Below are 16,119 nucleotides of genomic sequence, written 5' to 3'. Positions count from 1 at the left end.
AAGATTGCAACAAAAAGCGGGAACAGGATTGGTTGAAGTACCCAAGCCGTCTGCTTCAAAAAATAGCGATAAGTAATCAGGAAAAGTCGAGGGAATACTCAGGAAGTATTCTGTCGTTATCTATCCAATTGCTTGGTAGAATTTAGCACCTTCTTTACGGATAAAGGGTTGCTAAGGCTTCATTGGGTCTAATCCCTCGGCCTTTCGTGATAACAAAATCAGTGTGTGTATGAACACTGCAAATGTAACAATAAAAATCAGATTCGGAAATATTTTCTAAAATCTACTTTAATTAAATGCTACATTAGATTTTTATTCTGTTTAATATCGAGTATATAGATTTTATATCTAAAATACAGCTATTATTCCAAAGCCTGTTTTAAATCATCGATAATATCCTGAACCGTTTCCAATCCGACCGATACCCGTACCAATCCATCGGTGATACTAACCGCCAATCGTTCGTCCTCAGTTAATTTACTGTGGGTTGTTGAGGCCGGATGCGTGACGATGGTCCGGGTGTCACCAAGATTTGCCGACAGCGAACAGAGTTTTATTTTGTCTATGAATTTGCGTCCAGCTTCGATGCCGCCTTTGATTTCGAAAGCAACGATGTTTCCTCCCAGACGCATTTGTTTCTTGGCAATTTCATGTTGCGGATGCGACTTCAGGAAAGGATATTTCACAAGTTCTACATTGGTATGGCTTTCTAGAAACCGGGCAACTTTTAACGCATTTTCACAATGTTTTTCGACCCTGACAGCTAATGTTTCCAAACTTTTGGATAATACCCAGGCGTTGAAAGGCGACAATGAAGGACCTGTATTTCGGGAGAACAAATAAATTTCCCGGATTAAATCTTCCCGGCCGACCGTAATTCCGCCGAGCACACGTCCCTGACCGTCGATTAATTTCGTGGCAGAGTGAATTACCAAATCGGCCCCAAATTGGATTGGGTTTTGGAGATACGGTGTCGCAAAACAATTGTCGATGATTAGTAGCAAGCTGTGTTTTTTGGCGATTTTGCCCAAATATTTCAAATCTAAAATGTCCACTGCGGGATTCGTTGGTGATTCCGCGTACAGGATTTTGGTATTGGGCTGAATAAAATTCTCAATCGTTTCCGGTTCGTTAATATTGAAATACGAGGTTTCGATATTCCATTTCGGGAAATACTTGGTAAATAAAGTATGTGTAGAACCAAAAACACTGCTGGCCGAAACGATGTGATCCCCGGAATTCAGCAACGCCGCAAAGGTCGAATACACAGCCGCCATTCCTGTGGCGAAAGCGTAACCTGCTTCGGCGCCTTCCATCTGGCAGATCTTATCAATGAACTCATTGGTGTTCGGGTTACTGAAACGGCTGTAAATGTTCTTTTCTTTCTCCTCTGCAAACGAAGCGCGCATGTCTTCGGCATCTTCAAAAAGGAAACTGGACGTCAGATATAAGGGCACCGAATGTTCCTGATATTGCGACCGTTCTAATTGAGTCCGGATGGCTTTGGTTTCAAAACCAAATTGCGTTTCACTCATAATATTATATTGTTTAAAACTATTTTATAGTTGATTTTGGCTGTTGGTTCTAATGTTTTGGAAACCGAACAATATTTTTCAAAAGAAAGCTCTGCGGCTTTAAGCGCTTTTTCTGCTGTGATTTTCCCTTCGATAAAAATCGTAACATCGATGATTTTGAAAGGTTTGGCGTCCATAATTTGTTCCCGGATACCCTCCACTTCTGTTTTATACGAAATGATTTGCTGACGTTGTTTTTTGAGTATCGAAATTACATCTATGGCACTGCAGCCTGCCACTCCCATCAGTAATAGTTCCATGGGGCTTGGGGCCAAATCATTGCCGCCAAATTCGGACTTACTGTCCAATTCTACAATGTGGCCTCTTTCATTTTTTAGTTGAAAATGGAAATTGTCGTTGATTCTGTTTAATGTTATTTTCATGTGTATATTGTTTTTATCCTTTTTCTGATAGTCTTAAAATATCCCCAAAAACTCCTCTGGCGGTCACCGCCGAACCTGCCCCTGCACCCTGAATGACAATAGGACGGTCGCCGTAAGATTCAGTATAGATTTCAAAGAATGAATCGGAACCTTTCAATTGGCCTAATGCTGTATCGACGGGAACTGAAACTAATTTCACTTCCAGATTTCCTTTCTGTTGTTGTAAATCTCCGGACAATTCCCCAATATATCGCAATACGTGATTCGGTTTTTGGTTCTCTTTAATTGCTTGGTATTCCGCATCCATCTCGGTTAAACGATTCAGAAAATCAGATTTATCGCCATTGATCAATTTGTCGGGAATTAAATTTTGAATATTGACTTCATCGAATTCATTCTGCAGATCAAGTTCCCGGGCTAAAATCAATAATTTCCTTCCGACATCATTGCCACTCAAATCATCCCGTGGATCTGGTTCGGTGAAACCTTTGTTGATGGCTTCCTGCAACACTTCGCTAAAAGGCCGGTCTTCTGAAGAGAAATGATTGAACAGATAACTTAAGGTTCCCGAAAACACTCCTTTGATTTTCGTGATGTTTTCACCGGAATGGTGCAGTAATTTGATGGTGTCGATAAGAGGTAGACCGGCACCTACATTGGTTTCATACAAATAATTCTTTTGGTTGTCGGCGAGGGATTTGCGGATTTTTTTGTAGAAATCATAGCTTAATGTATTGGCCGTTTTATTGGAAGAAATCAAATCGAAACTACTCTCCGCCAGTGGAATATAATTTTCGACGAACGTGCTACTTGCCGTATTATCGATAGCAATTAAATTTTCAAGATGATGTTCATTGGCAAAAGCGATAATATCTTCAATGGTATATGAAATTCCGTTATTTTGGATTTCGGTTTCCCAATTGGATGTGATTCCGTTTTTGTTCAATAACACTTTTTTGGAATTCGCGATGGCAAAAATATTCAGTTTAATGGCTTTGCGTTTTTCAATGCTTTCGGCCGATGTCAAAATTTGGCTGATTAGCGTTCCTCCCACGACACCATGACCGAAAATGGCAATGTTTATTTTTTTGGAAACCCCGAAAATTTCTCCATGAATCACATTGAGTGCTTTATATAATTGTGACTTATGCACTACCAGACTCACATTTTTGCCTGTCACGGTATTGTTGAAGAGTATCGGCACAATCTTATTTTTGATTAACGCAGTATAGGGTTTATGAAACGTGCTTAAATCCTGGCCAATAATTGAAATCACTGAAACATTATCGGTCACTGAAATCTTATTGACGTCTTTCGAATAGAAATCATTTTCAAATTCTTTTTCCAATTCAATAATGGCTTTTGATGCTTTATCGGCAGCGACCACAATTCCGATTCCTCTTTCGGAAGAACCCTGAGATATAATGCTGACGCTGATATCATGATCGCCCATCACTTTAAAAATTCGTGCATCGATACCCGTTTTACCCAAAAGCCCGCGGCCTTCCAGATTCACCAAAGACACATTCTCAAGCACTGACAGCGATTTGATTCCCGCAGTATCCGCAGCAGAAGTAATTAAAGTACCCTGATTTTCATGGTTAAACGTATTCAGAATCCGAAGCGGGATATTCTTTTCCAACAAGGGAATGATCGTTTTGGCATGGAGGATTGTTGCGCCAAAATTGGCCAGTTCATTGGCTTCATTGAATGACAACTGATCGATTTTTTTGGCGTCCAATACCAAATCCGGATTGGCGGTATAAATCCCGTCGACATGAGTATAATTCTGCAATTCTTCAGCGTCCAGATAATTCGCAATCAGCGAAGCGGTGTAATTACTGCCATTCCTGCCCAAAGTCGTAGTGTCGTTATTGATATTGGAACCAATAAAACCGGTTACAATATTGACCGTTGTACCGTTGTTGGTCTTGAAATGATTGATGACATTTTTTTTGGATACCTGTTCCAACGGCTGTGCGTCGCCAAACTTCCCGTCGGTCTTGATCAATAAGCGTGTGTCCGAAAAATTGGCATTTATTCCTTTGTCTTTTAAAGCTTGCGTGACCATTTTTGCCGAGATGACTTCGCCTTGCGCCAACACATTGTCTTTTATTTTTTTGCTGTAATCACCTAATAAAGCAACGCCTTCGAAGGTTTTTTCCAAAAGCCGAAACTCTTCGGACAAGTCCACTGAAAAATTTGACTGTTGGTATTTTTTGAACGTATCGAGCTGCTCGAGATAAATCTCGTTTTTGGCCGCTTTCTCGAGAATCTGTTCCAACTCATCGGTTGCATTGGCGATTGCCGAAACGACCACCGCGATTTTTTCATCGTTCCTTATTTTTTCCAGAATAATTTCCACCGATTTTTCAAATCCATCTCCGTACGTGAGTGATTTTCCTCCAAATTTTAAAATTTTCATATAGGTTGTTTATTGGTTATAAAGACGTTGTTCAATATGACATTCAGTTGTTCGTATTCTATCAGGAAAGCATCATGACCGTGAATCGATTTTATTTCATGGTAAAAGACGTTCTGTTTTATTTTTTTTAAATCGCTGTAGGTTTCCCTGTTTTCATCCGCAATGAAAAAATGGTCACTATCGACAGCCACAATGTGAATATTGGCTTGTATTACTTTGGCCACGCTCAAAAAATCCTTTCTGTTTCTGGTGATATCTATCGTTTTAATCAAGTGATTCATCATTTTGTAAGCGGACAATTGGAATCGTTTCTGCAATTTTTCGCCGTGATGAAACAACCAGCTTTCGACCTGGAAAATATTTTTAAGATCATTTTTCTGACGGTTGAATTTTTGCTTTAACGATTGTGGTGTTCTGTATAACAGCATAGCATGCAATCTTGCATCAGGAATCGGATAATTCGAATTGTTCAGAATTTCATCCTGCACCAATGTATTGGCAATTACCCAATCAGTGGCTTTCCAATCGGAAGCAATCGGAATTAGGTTTTCGATTCCAATTGGGTTGAGAATAGCCATTTCCCATGCAATTCCTCCTCCCAAACTTCCGCCAATGACCGCAAACAATTTTTCTATTTGCAATTGCTGTAAGCCTTTCCAGAATATTTTGGCGATATCCCTTGCGGTAAAATGAGTGTAATTATAAATCAGGTTTTCTTTTAAACCATCAAATCCATTACCTGGAATATTGAATGCGATTATCGTAAACTCATTGGTGTCAATCGGTAGATCAGGCCCGATCACCTCCTTCCACCAACCCTTTTCCCCCGCCACTTCCGAATTCCCTGTCAGTGCATGAATGACCAACACAATTGGCGATTTTCCGATTGGTTGTCCAAAAACCTGAAAGAACAGTGGTAAGTTCTTTTGGATTCTTCCGGTTTCGGTAATGAAGGGAGCAAGTGTTATTTTTTCTAAATTTTCCATGATAATTTTAAAGAGAGACTGAAAAACAGCCCTTGAACAACAATGATTTTTTTAATATTTATTTCGGTTCTTGCGAGTATTCCTTGATCAAGGTCAGCAGCACCGGTGTGGTATTTAGCAAAGTGTCTCGAACCGGGCATCTTTCTTTGACCGTGTCTATCCATAGTTTCAGCAGTGCCAAAGGCGCATCAGAAATTGGTTTTACGACAATTTCGATAGACTGGAAACCGACTCTGCCTTTCTGCGTTTTTTTACTTTTATCCGCTAGAGTTCCCGAAATTTCGACGTGAAGCGATTGCAATTCAATACCTAATTCCAAGGCAACAATTTGTCCGACAGCATTGACGGAACCGGCGAAACCAGCCAATACATATTCCAACGGATTGGGTGTTTCCCAGACTCCGTTGTTGGCATCGTTGTTAAATTTTATTTTGAAATCCTGTGCTTGTACAGCGAACTGATTGTTATTTGTGGCCGATCCGATTACGTTGATGGTTTGTGTGCTCATGCTATTTATTTTATGTTGTTTTTATTCGTTTAATTTTTTAGTTTATATAAAAAGAAACTCATCCTCTTCGGCATTGATCAGAAACAACAAGGAATCGGTATCGTTTGAGAACAGACCGCTTTCTAATTGTCCTAACAAGGATTTGCTTTTTGTTGTTTTATTTTGAAAAATGATAACTAATATCAATTGCGCTATTTTTAAGATTTTATTTGTTGTTTTCATGTTTTTAATATTTTTAATTGTTGCTTCTGAAGTGAATTCAGGATAATAAAAAAGCCCTTTTGGAATATTTACCAAAAGGGCTTATAGTTTGAACTATAACAAAGATCAGATCTTCCGCTTTCGGCAATGGCAATGGGGGATATGCATATACATGCACATCATACGGCGTTTCATAAAAATGTTTTTTGTCGTTATAGTTTTCATTCTGCTTTAAATTTGCTGAATTGGTTTCAGCTGTTAGTATTTTCTTCTTCCGGTTTTGAATCGGCATAAAACAAAAAAAGCCTCTGCGGTTTGGCAGAGGCTTTAGCTGTATATTTTTGAATTGAATCTAAAAATTAAGCAATAGTGTCCTCTGCGGAAAACTTCCACATAAAATAGCACATATGACGCTTAATTGAATTCATTTTAGTTTTTATTATCTGATTTTGATAATGCAAACCTCCGAACTATTTTTTGATTTACCAAATGAAAAAGCGCATTTTAACATTTTCCGTTGAATAATTAATAATTGCATAGTACTTAAGTACAGCTTTGCAAAGAATTCCATAATTGCTGGTTTTCAGAATTAATTGCATAAAAAAACGAAAAAAAAGCCAGGATTAATTTGCAAATCAAAATCGTTTCATACATTTGCAACCATATTAGAGGAAAAATTTGAACTGATTGCAACCTCGTTAAAAAATGCTAAAGCAGAAACTCTCCTTTAGTATTCCCCTGCAATTATTTTTCCTCGCTTTAATTTAAAAAAACTATATTATTATGGCTTATTTATTTACGTCAGAATCTGTGAGCGAAGGACATCCGGATAAAATTGCGGATCAAATTTCGGATGCATTAATTGATAACTTTTTAGCTTTCGACCCCGAATCCAAAGTGGCGTGCGAGACGTTGGTAACTACCGGCCAGGTAATTCTTGCCGGGGAAGTAAAATCAAAAACGTACTTAGATGTTCAACAGATTGCGCGTGATGTAATCCGAAAAATCGGTTATACGAAAAGTGAATATATGTTCGAGGCCAATTCATGTGGTGTTTTATCGGCTATTCACGAACAGTCCGGCGATATTAACCAAGGTGTTGAAAGAGCCAATCCGGAAGATCAGGGTGCCGGAGATCAGGGAATGATGTTTGGTTACGCGACCAACGAAACCGAAGATTTCATGCCATTGGCTTTGGATTTATCCCATAAATTATTACAGGAATTAGCGGTTTTACGCCGTGAAAACAAAGAAATCTCGTATTTGCGTCCCGATGCAAAATCGCAGGTGACTTTGGAATATGATGACAACAACAAACCGGTTCGTATTGATGCGATTGTAATTTCGACACAGCATGATGATTTTGATGAAGAAAGCGCCATGCTTGCGAAAATCAAATCAGATCTGGTTGGAATTTTAATTCCTCGAATCATCAAAAACAGTCCACAGTACGCCCATTTATTCAATGATAAAATCCAATACCACATTAACCCAACTGGGAAATTTGTAATTGGAGGACCTCACGGTGATACCGGCTTGACAGGAAGAAAAATTATTGTGGATACGTATGGTGGAAAAGGAGCTCACGGTGGTGGTGCTTTCTCCGGAAAAGACCCAAGTAAAGTGGACAGAAGTGCAGCATATGCTACACGTCACATCGCTAAAAACTTAGTTGCAGCAGGTGTTGCTGACGAAATCCTGGTACAGGTTTCGTATGCAATTGGAGTAGCTAAACCAATGGGAATTTTTGTGGAAACATACGGGACTTCAAAAGTGAACCTGACAAACGGTGAAATCGCTAAAAAAGTGGAAGCTATTTTTGATATGCGTCCTTACTTTATTGAGCAACGATTGAAATTAAGAAATCCTATATACAGCGAAACCGCTGCTTACGGACATATGGGACGTAAATCAGAAACGGTGACCAAAACATTCAAGGCTCCGGGAGGAAACGAGAAAACGGTTACAGTGGAATTGTTTACGTGGGAGAAATTAGATTTTGTGGAAACGATTAAAAGCGAATTCGGAATTTAAGTTAGCGTAGGATTATTACCAGATTAAGTCAAAACAATAAACTGATAGGTTAATTATAACATGAATAAAGTTAAATACTTAGGTTACTCCGTCACTGTTTTATATTTTTCATATTAATAAATTTTATCTAAATCTTAAAGTTATGAAAAACCTATTTATTTTATTATTCTCAACTGTGTTATTTTCGACATCGTGCTCGAAAGATGATTCAGTTTCTTGTTTTAACGATTCTTATACCGGAACCTACGATGGAAACATTACAATTAACGGACAGATGAGCGCTTCCACTGTAAAACTCACTAAAAAAGGTTGCTATATAGCTACAATCGAGAGCGCTTCTAACATTGGTGACAAAAATATTAGCTCGATAACTCCCAATGGGCAAGATGGATTTGTTGGTAAACTGGTCGATGGCACTTCTATTTCAATGAATCTAAATGCAAATACTATAACTATTATTGCAAATTCTAAATATACTTTTGAAGGAGTGAAACAATAAATAATTTTAAAAAAAAATCTAAGCCTGACTATTGATGTAGTCAGGTTTTTTGTTTTTAGCCCCGATGGAAGCGGCATCCTTTTGCTTTTTCTTTAAAAAGCATAAGATATAGCGGACAGCGGGAATAGCTACAAATTATACTTCAGCGATAAGATCAGATATCGTGGTTGCACGGTATATTGTGATGTCCTGGTTTGAAATTGTGAGAAACTATCATCATTTAATGAAGTCGTGTTCAACAAATTAGTCGCGCTCAACTTGTATTCGAATTTGCTGTCTTTCTTTTGGTATATAAGGCTCGCACTTAAGAAATCATATTCGTTATCGACCGTTTTGGTATTGTTGGTATAGTGATAGAACTCATATTCGGCTACAAAAGAGAAACTGTTCAGGAAGTAATAATCCAGTTTGGCGAACGGTTTTTCTGTATAAAAAGTAGTCGTTTCATAATCATTAACCGTCAGATTGTAACCGATTTCCAGATTGGGGAAGTTTTTATAATTGGTGGATATCTTCGCCGTATAACTTTGAGTGAATGATTCGGTTGCTTTAGGTTTATCGTTCTGAATGTTGTTGAATTTGGACCAAAGCAAACCTAAATTTACGGAAGCTTTATAGTTCTTGGCAAAAGATCGCCCGTAACTTGCGGCTCCGGAAAGTGTTTCGTCTGCAAAATTGGAATTGTACGGCGTGGACGACTGATTGATTCCGTCAAAATTCGCAATACTCTTCACCGCATCTACCTTTCGTGTGTAATTGATATTGGCAAAAATATTCTCGAAATTAAACATATTATATTTGAAGTAGCGCAGCGAATGGGTTTGCGACAGCGCATTTTCCAACGTTCTGTTTCCCCTGAATAACGAATTGTAGTTTGTCAGCGTATATCCTTCTGCCAATTTATTGATATCGGTAAAATCATTTGTAACGGAATAGTTATACGTCAATGTTTCGGCTTTTTTGATTTGGTATAAAGCATACACATCAGGAAGCACACGGTAGAAATCATCGTCGGCTGTAGTTCCTAGTTGTTCGTTAGCCGTGTTGTATTTATGTACACTGAAACCGGGATTGAACGTAAATTTTCCGGTAATGAATTTGTAGTGCAAACCGAGGAAAGCATCATTAAAACTATACTTTACATCATTTATAGAATTTGCATTCATATCATTTACAATGCCTCCGTTCAAAATCTGAAAAATATCGGAATCAAATCCCTGGTAGGAATACGTATCACCTAAAGTGACATTTATATTACTTTTTGGGGTAAGCATATAATAATAATCAAATTTAGCATCGGTTTTGTTGGTTTTCACAAATCGATTCTGAGTCAAATTATATCTACCGCCAGGACCTTGATCCTCAATTCCTAAATTATCCGGATCCATTGGGTTGATTACAGAATCGGGAAATGGATTTCGTCCTAAATTCGCATTGTAAAAAGGGTCTTCATCCTGATACAGGTGCTGCATTTCGACCGCAAATACATTCTTGTCATCTTTGGTATAATAGAGACTCAGATTCTGATTGACAGAGATTGGATCCTGCTTTTTGACACTAAGAATATTTTGATTGTCGTTGATTTCGGAACCATTCGCATCCGTTGTCGTTAATTGTGACAACAGGTTATTATCTTCATCCTGCCTGGACGTTTTTAGCAAAACATCATAATCAAACTGCAATTTGGTATTGGGTTTATAGCTGGAGCTCACTTTGAAAAGCCCTAAATTACTTTTTTGATGGGTCGTTTCCTGCGTGATTTGATTGGTTGTAAAAGTGGAATTATTGATTTGGTCAATACGGTTGTTTTGGCTTGCCGTTTCCAAATCGGTTATAGTAGAAGAAACAATGGCAAAACCACTCAAACTCCAGGCTTTATTGACATTGTATGAAAAATTGGTTGCGCCAAATTGGGTTTCGATTTCCTTGGCCCGGTTGTTCCGCAATATCGACAATCCTAAATCATTAGAAGAGACATTAAAATTGGTCCCGCCTTTCTTCATCATGCTTCGGAATCCACCGGTGAATTTGAAATAATCCTGCATCGTAAAAGGCAATTCCCCTATATTATTGAAATTCCCAATCAGGTTGATGCTATATTTCGGACTGTAGTAAAATAATTTGGGATTGATGACGTATCGGCTTTCATCATCTGCGACACCGATTCCGGCATTCATATCACCAAACCAAAAATTCTTCTTGCCTTTTTTGAGTTTGATGTTCATTGCAATATTCTCGTCGCCGTTCTCCAGTCCTTTTAAGGAGCTGACATCGTTGAAATTTCTGAGTACCTGCACTTTGTCAATCGCATCTGCGGGAATGTTTTTTACTCCCAATTTAGTGTCTCCATCAAAGAAATCTTTGCCTTCGACCATTAATTTGGATACTTTTTTCCCCTCGACTTCGATTTCGCCATCGGCATTCACCTCAACGCCCGGTAACTTTTTCAGTATGTCTTCCAGTTTTCGTTCGGTTCCTGATCTGAAGGAATCCGCATTGTAAACTATGGTATCGCCTTTGATTGAAACCGGCATTTCACGTACGATTTCGACACCCTCCAATTCGATTCCACCCGCTTCCATGGTTATTTTCTGGGAAATATTTTCAGTTTTAGTAGTAATTGCCACCTCTTTCGATTGCATTCCGAGGTAACTTACTTTAATGCTGTAAGTCGAATTCGGTTTCAATGTCAACTGAAATTTTCCTTTATCATTCGTAATTCCATACGAATCCATTGCTTTGGTTATGGTATTAACGGCCATAACGTTTGCCATTTCCAAAGGTTTATTGGCGTTATCCTGAATAACACCTTCAAATTTGATGCTTTGCGAATAGGAGACTGTGGAGAACAATATAATTATAAGGAGAACTGTTTTTTTCATGTCAGGCTTTAAGATAGGAAATTGATACTTTGGATACTTTAAATTTATCCTCCAATTCTCATCTGCATTCCGCTGCCATTTCCACGTCCTTGCCCTTGATTCATTTGCCTGAACTCTTCCATTTTTTTAACTACCGTTTCATCGTATTCTTTCTGAGAAATTACTTTTCCGTTTGTCGGTGCTTTAATATCTACTTTTTCTTTTGCATTCAATACGATTTTGGAACATAAGATGGTTGTTTTTCCATCATTTACCTCTAGGATTAATCCCGGTAACCCCCAATAATTTTCCGGGCCTTGATTAACGGGAATTTCCGGAGTATACCAAGCGGTAATGGTGATTTCTTTGGGTAATTCGAAATCATCCATAAAGTTGGTTGTTTTGGCTTTGTCTTCTGTTTTTACCGCGTCTTTTTTTGCCGGATCTTTTTTGTCTTCTTCTTTTTTAGGACGGAAGTTTCTGAAATCGGATTTGCTTACAGGGCGGACTGCTGTTGCTTTAAAACATGTGTAACCACCTATTTGTTTTGTTTCACTTTCCATTTTCCAATTCAATGCAGGTAAAGAGTCTTTGATTAAAAATTCTTTCCCCATAAACTCCTTATCAACGATATACGATTTGTCTTTTACATTTTTATAATGCGTTCCACCGCCGCCCAACATAGAACTCATCATACGCATTCCACCTCCACCTTGTCCGGGTGCGTCCAGTTTTTCTTCCTCTTTATAGATGGATGCCGACTTATTAAAGTTCAGGATGAATGTTTTTTCGAACATTTTTTTCATACGGTCTTCAATCATTTTCTGCATATCGGGAGTGATGTCCTTATTGCCTTCCATTCGGGTCTTAAAATCAGAAGTGCTGGTTTTCGATTCATATACAGCCATTCCTTGAAATTCCTGAGCCTGCATCTGGAAAAAAGAGGCAGCAATCAGTATAATGGAGGCAACTATTTTTTTGCTCATACAATTTTGGATTGTTTGTTGGCATTGGCTAATCGTTGATTTCATGACAATTGGTTTTATTTTTGACATAACAAATATGACGACTTGAAGGTCCATTTGTTACAAATGTTTTGTTAAAATAAAGAGTAAGACATTCTTGCATCTAAAAAGTTTAATCGTATTTTAGCTTTCTATGAAAAAATTACTGCTGCTTTTTTTTGTACTATCAATGAATTCCGCTTTAGCGCAGGATCAAAAGCTGTTGGCAATCCCTTTGTCGGACCAGTTAATTAATGCAGATTCATTCTTGGGTTTCGATGCTTTGGGTGCTTATTACCTGACAAAAGATAATGTTATCAGTAAACATTTCGACGGCAAAATTTCAGAATACAAAAACGTTTCATTAGGAAAAATCACAAAAGTGGATTTGCAGAATCCCCTAAAAATCGTCTTGTTTTATGAAGATTTCAATTCAGCCGTTATACTAGACAACCAATTAAATGAAGTTCATAAAATCAATTTTTCTGAAAATGAAATCCCGATAATGGCTGCAGCACTTGGAATTGCTTCCCAAAATCGGCTGTGGATCTACAATAGTTTATCCCAGCAAATTGGACTTTTCGATTATCAGAAAAATACGTATCAATCCATAGCACTTTCCTTTCAGGCAAATTTTAAATATTATGAAACCGATTTTAATACATTCCAATGGATTGATGAAAAATTAAACTGGTATTCCTGTGATGTTTTTGGAAAAGTTACTTCCTTGGGAAAAGTGGCCGATTTCGACCAAATCCAGTCCGTTACCAACAAGGGCATTCTTTTTTATAAAGACGGGAAACTTTTTCTGCACGATTTACAAAAGAATGTAATTTACACGATTGTTAATATTGAGAAAACCTTTAAAAATTTCTACTACAAAGACCAAATTTTATCTATTTTTACCACCACAGGAATTATAAATTATAAAATCACAATACCATAATGCACATAGCAGTAGCAGGGAATATCGGCGCAGGAAAAACAACATTGACACGGTTATTGGCGAAACATTTCAAATGGGAACCCCATTTTGAAGACGTTGTTGACAATCCCTACCTCGATGATTTTTATCACCAGATGGAACGCTGGTCGTTCAATTTGCAGATTTATTTCCTGAACAGTCGTTTCCGCCAAGTATTGCAGATTCGCGAAAGTGGCAAAAAAATCATCCAGGACCGGACAATTTATGAGGATGCGCATATTTTCGCTCCCAATCTTCACGCTATGGGATTGATGACAAACCGTGATTTCCAGAACTACACGTCGTTATTTGAATTGATGGAAACATTGGTGGAAGGCCCGGATTTGCTGATTTACCTGAGAAGCTCGATCCCGAATTTGGTGAATCAAATCCACAAACGCGGTCGCGATTATGAAAACACCATCAGTATTGATTACCTGAGTCGTCTGAACGAACGCTATGAAGCTTGGATCCAAACATACGATAAAGGAAAACTGCTCATTATAGATGTAGACAATATTAATTTTGTTGACAATCCGGAAGATTTAGGAATCATTTTAAACCGCATTGACGCCGAGTTAAATGGCGGGTTGTTTTAGTTTTACCTTTTACAAAAAATAATAAAGTCTTCCAGTCGGGAGGCTTTATTATTTTTATACCTTTGTATATCAAGTAATTAGAGTGTCTTTATTTTATTATCCAAAATTTTATTTAAATCATGAATCTATAATTTTACTATTATTAATTAAAAATCCAGGAATCATGAAGCTTCAAAATTTAAAAAGTAAATCTGCTTGTGCGTTACTATTACTTTTCTTTATCTTGCAAAGTTGTGGTGTTAAAAAACCTTGTACCTCAATGGAAAATAAGCCTAACCAACAAAAAAGTGTTATTTGTTAAAAAATGGAATAATTGGTCTCTAATTTTCATTCCAAAGTATCATATAGTAATTGTGTAGAGAGCACTGCTCATTGCTGAAGATTCACCTTCAGAAGTCTTACCTCATCTCCAGATGAAATCCCAGTATTATCCGTAATGGCGGAAGAATGATAAAAAGCAGCCTGTGTTTCGAATTGCAGCATTCCAATATTAAAAGATCGCAAGCCTCCCCCCGGCATAATTACAATTCGGCCTTTCGCAAGATTTACCAATTGGGACAAAACAGGAATTCCCTCGACAACATTTTCTCCCTGACCGGAAGTGAGTATCGTTTTGAAGCCACAATCAATAACATCTTCCAAAGATTGAAAGACCGCTTTTGCCACATCAAAAGCGCGATGAAATGTACATGGATTTGGATGGGCTGCCCGGACCAATTCAGTATTCTGTTTTTTATTGACGGTTCCATCCTCATTTAAAATCCCGAAAACAAAACCATCTACATTCAACGTTTTAAATTGGGCAATTCCTGATTTCATCTGTTCGAATTCGGCATCGGAATAAACAAAATCTCCTCCGCGCGGCCGAATCATCACATACAAATCAATGGTTACTGCTGCACGGACGGAATGTGTTATTTCCAAATCAGGGGTAGTTCCGCCTTCATGGATATTGGCGCACAATTCTACTCTATCAGCTCCGTTTTGTTGTGCTATAATCGCTGATTCCGGATTGAAGCAGGCAATTTCGAGTTGGTTTTCTATCATGGTTTCATAAAGTAATCGGCATTAATTAATCGGTTTCCGGAAGCATCGTTTACGGCAAAATTGAATCCGCCCTGAACACAATAGGCTCCATATTCCCCTTTCTTATTCAATGCAATAAAACCAACTTGTATGTCTTTTAGGTTTTTATTTCTGATTTGCGTCAGTTTTACTATTCTATTGACGGCCTCTTCACACGCCATTTGTGGTGATTTACCCTGTCGCATCAATTCTACTACCAGATGGCAGCCGGAAATCCGGATTACTTCCTCTCCATGTCCGGTAGCAGTCGCGGCGCCAATTTCATTATCGACGTACAAACCCGCTCCGATTATGGGCGAATCCCCAATGCGACCGTGCATTTTATAAGCCAATCCGCTGGTAGTACAAGCACCGGATAAATTACCATCAGCATCCAAGGCAATCATTCCGATAGTATCGTGGTTTTCAATGTTGGCCGCAGGCTGGTATTTACTTTGTTTAAGCCATTCTTTCCATTCCTTTTCGGAATCTTCCACCAACAAATTTTCTTTTATGAAACCCTGTGATAAAGCAAATTGCAAGGCTCCTTCACCAACCAGCATCACGTGCGGCGTTTTTTCCATCACGGCCCTTGCAACTGAAATGGGGTGTTTGATATGTTCCAGGAAAGCGACGGCGCCAATGTTTGCTTTTTCATCCATAATGCATGCATCAAGGGTTACGTGTCCGTCACGGTCGGGTCTTCCTCCATAACCTACGCTTCGTTCTTTTGGATCACCTTCAGGAACCCTGACTCCGGCTTCAACTGCATCCAAAGCGCGCCCTTTATTTTTCAATATCTCCCATGCGGCACCATTGGCTTTTATTCCGAAATTCCAGGTGGATAGTACGATTGGTTTAGCTTCGCTCCGTTCGCCTGCAGCTCGGGTTTTTACTTTTCCGGATATGAAAGTTTCTTCTTCCGCATCTGGTTTTCCTTTAAATGAATGAAGCGCAACAGCTACAGAGGCCATCACCGTTGTTTTTAAAAAATTCCTACGATTTGACATATCTTT

General features: G+C 38.4%; 14 protein-coding genes and 1 riboswitch. Of the genes, 4 read left to right on the top strand and 10 right to left on the bottom strand.

Annotation, left to right across the window (positions count from 1 at the left end):
- Positions 1-113: 113 nt before the first annotated feature.
- Positions 114-216: riboswitch (SAM riboswitch) on the bottom strand.
- A 146-nt stretch (positions 217-362) separates the two neighbouring features.
- From FNW07_RS04150 to FNW07_RS04125, 6 genes are read right to left on the bottom strand one after another with little or no spacing between them, the layout of a single operon-like run.
- On the bottom strand, positions 363-1,535 hold the full coding sequence (locus tag FNW07_RS04150) for a PLP-dependent aspartate aminotransferase family protein (protein ID WP_126743706.1): 1,173 nt from the start codon (positions 1,533-1,535) through the stop codon (positions 363-365).
- The gene (locus FNW07_RS04145) at positions 1,532-1,957 is read right to left on the bottom strand and encodes an OsmC family protein (protein ID WP_126743705.1); all 426 of its coding nucleotides are present in this window, start codon (positions 1,955-1,957) and stop codon (positions 1,532-1,534) included. Before FNW07_RS04145 ends, FNW07_RS04150 begins: the two co-directional genes overlap by 4 nt.
- Positions 1,958-1,970: 13 nt before the next feature.
- On the bottom strand, positions 1,971-4,382 hold the full coding sequence (gene thrA, locus FNW07_RS04140) for a bifunctional aspartate kinase/homoserine dehydrogenase I (RefSeq protein WP_126743704.1): 2,412 nt from the start codon (positions 4,380-4,382) through the stop codon (positions 1,971-1,973).
- Complete coding sequence (locus FNW07_RS04135; RefSeq protein ID WP_126743703.1) at positions 4,379-5,368, bottom strand: alpha/beta fold hydrolase; 990 nt, start codon at positions 5,366-5,368, stop codon at positions 4,379-4,381. Before FNW07_RS04135 ends, thrA begins: the two co-directional genes overlap by 4 nt.
- 58 nt (positions 5,369-5,426) lie before the next feature.
- Positions 5,427-5,876, bottom strand: a complete 450-nt coding sequence (locus tag FNW07_RS04130) for an OsmC family protein (protein WP_126743702.1) — start codon at positions 5,874-5,876, stop codon at positions 5,427-5,429.
- Between the two features lie 42 nt (positions 5,877-5,918).
- Positions 5,919-6,098, bottom strand: a complete 180-nt coding sequence (locus FNW07_RS04125) for a hypothetical protein (protein ID WP_126743701.1) — start codon at positions 6,096-6,098, stop codon at positions 5,919-5,921.
- Between the two features lie 762 nt (positions 6,099-6,860).
- Between FNW07_RS04125 and metK the strand changes: the two genes are divergently transcribed.
- Positions 6,861-8,111, top strand: coding sequence for a methionine adenosyltransferase (metK, locus tag FNW07_RS04120; RefSeq protein ID WP_126743700.1), 1,251 nt, complete (start codon positions 6,861-6,863; stop codon positions 8,109-8,111).
- Between the two features lie 142 nt (positions 8,112-8,253).
- Positions 8,254-8,610 carry a hypothetical protein gene (locus FNW07_RS04115; RefSeq protein WP_126743699.1) on the top strand — a complete coding sequence of 119 codons (357 nt, stop codon included), beginning with the start codon at positions 8,254-8,256 and terminating at the stop codon, positions 8,608-8,610.
- A gap of 128 nt (positions 8,611-8,738) precedes the next feature.
- On the opposite strand, the gene FNW07_RS04110 is transcribed toward FNW07_RS04115, so the two are convergent.
- Positions 8,739-11,492 (bottom strand): carboxypeptidase-like regulatory domain-containing protein, encoded by a 2,754-nt coding sequence (locus tag FNW07_RS04110; protein WP_126743698.1) that lies wholly within the window; start codon positions 11,490-11,492, stop codon positions 8,739-8,741.
- Positions 11,493-11,536: 44 nt separating this feature from the next.
- Entirely contained in the window at positions 11,537-12,457 is a 921-nt protein-coding gene (locus tag FNW07_RS04105; RefSeq protein ID WP_126743697.1) for a GLPGLI family protein, read from the bottom strand.
- A 172-nt stretch (positions 12,458-12,629) separates the two neighbouring features.
- Between FNW07_RS04105 and FNW07_RS04100 the strand changes: the two genes are divergently transcribed.
- Together FNW07_RS04100 and FNW07_RS04095 are read left to right on the top strand one after the other, a co-directional pair.
- Positions 12,630-13,421: a hypothetical protein gene (locus FNW07_RS04100; protein ID WP_126743696.1), complete on the top strand. Its 792-nt coding sequence runs from the start codon at positions 12,630-12,632 to the stop codon at positions 13,419-13,421.
- Complete coding sequence (locus tag FNW07_RS04095; RefSeq protein WP_126743695.1) at positions 13,421-14,038, top strand: deoxynucleoside kinase; 618 nt, start codon at positions 13,421-13,423, stop codon at positions 14,036-14,038. The genes FNW07_RS04100 and FNW07_RS04095 overlap by 1 nt, the downstream gene beginning before the upstream one ends.
- A 369-nt stretch (positions 14,039-14,407) precedes the next feature.
- Here FNW07_RS04095 and FNW07_RS04090 read toward each other — a convergent pair whose 3' ends face one another.
- Together FNW07_RS04090 and FNW07_RS04085 are read right to left on the bottom strand one after the other, a co-directional pair.
- Positions 14,408-15,085 carry a copper homeostasis protein CutC gene (locus FNW07_RS04090; RefSeq protein WP_126743694.1) on the bottom strand — a complete coding sequence of 226 codons (678 nt, stop codon included), beginning with the start codon at positions 15,083-15,085 and terminating at the stop codon, positions 14,408-14,410.
- Entirely contained in the window at positions 15,082-16,113 is a 1,032-nt protein-coding gene (locus FNW07_RS04085; protein ID WP_126743693.1) for an isoaspartyl peptidase/L-asparaginase family protein, read from the bottom strand. The genes FNW07_RS04090 and FNW07_RS04085 overlap by 4 nt, the downstream gene beginning before the upstream one ends.
- Between the last annotated feature and the right edge of the window lie 6 nt (positions 16,114-16,119).

The organism is Flavobacterium sp. GT3R68, assembly GCF_007109225.1.
In the GTDB taxonomy this organism is placed as follows: domain Bacteria; phylum Bacteroidota; class Bacteroidia; order Flavobacteriales; family Flavobacteriaceae; genus Flavobacterium.
Note: the sequence above shows the minus strand (reverse complement) of the source record. Positions and strands in the feature narration are given on the sequence as shown.

Bases quoted from the DNA above. Each gene is read 5' to 3' on its own strand.
- FNW07_RS04135 (WP_126743703.1), bottom strand. From the start codon at position 5,368: ATGGAAAATTTAGAAAAAATAACACTTGCTCCCTTCATTACCGAAACC.
- FNW07_RS04110 (WP_126743698.1), bottom strand. From the start codon at position 11,492: ATGAAAAAAACAGTTCTCCTTATAATTATATTGTTCTCCACAGTCTCC.
- FNW07_RS04100 (WP_126743696.1), top strand. From the start codon at position 12,630: ATGAAAAAATTACTGCTGCTTTTTTTTGTACTATCAATGAATTCCGCT.
- FNW07_RS04090 (WP_126743694.1), bottom strand. From the start codon at position 15,085: ATGATAGAAAACCAACTCGAAATTGCCTGCTTCAATCCGGAATCAGCG.
- FNW07_RS04105 (WP_126743697.1), bottom strand. From the start codon at position 12,457: ATGAGCAAAAAAATAGTTGCCTCCATTATACTGATTGCTGCCTCTTTT.
- FNW07_RS04115 (WP_126743699.1), top strand. From the start codon at position 8,254: ATGAAAAACCTATTTATTTTATTATTCTCAACTGTGTTATTTTCGACA.
- FNW07_RS04095 (WP_126743695.1), top strand. From the start codon at position 13,421: ATGCACATAGCAGTAGCAGGGAATATCGGCGCAGGAAAAACAACATTG.
- FNW07_RS04085 (WP_126743693.1), bottom strand. From the start codon at position 16,113: ATGTCAAATCGTAGGAATTTTTTAAAAACAACGGTGATGGCCTCTGTA.
- FNW07_RS04145 (WP_126743705.1), bottom strand. From the start codon at position 1,957: ATGAAAATAACATTAAACAGAATCAACGACAATTTCCATTTTCAACTA.
- thrA (WP_126743704.1), bottom strand. From the start codon at position 4,382: ATGAAAATTTTAAAATTTGGAGGAAAATCACTCACGTACGGAGATGGA.
- FNW07_RS04125 (WP_126743701.1), bottom strand. From the start codon at position 6,098: ATGAAAACAACAAATAAAATCTTAAAAATAGCGCAATTGATATTAGTT.
- metK (WP_126743700.1), top strand. From the start codon at position 6,861: ATGGCTTATTTATTTACGTCAGAATCTGTGAGCGAAGGACATCCGGAT.
- FNW07_RS04150 (WP_126743706.1), bottom strand. From the start codon at position 1,535: ATGAGTGAAACGCAATTTGGTTTTGAAACCAAAGCCATCCGGACTCAA.
- FNW07_RS04130 (WP_126743702.1), bottom strand. From the start codon at position 5,876: ATGAGCACACAAACCATCAACGTAATCGGATCGGCCACAAATAACAAT.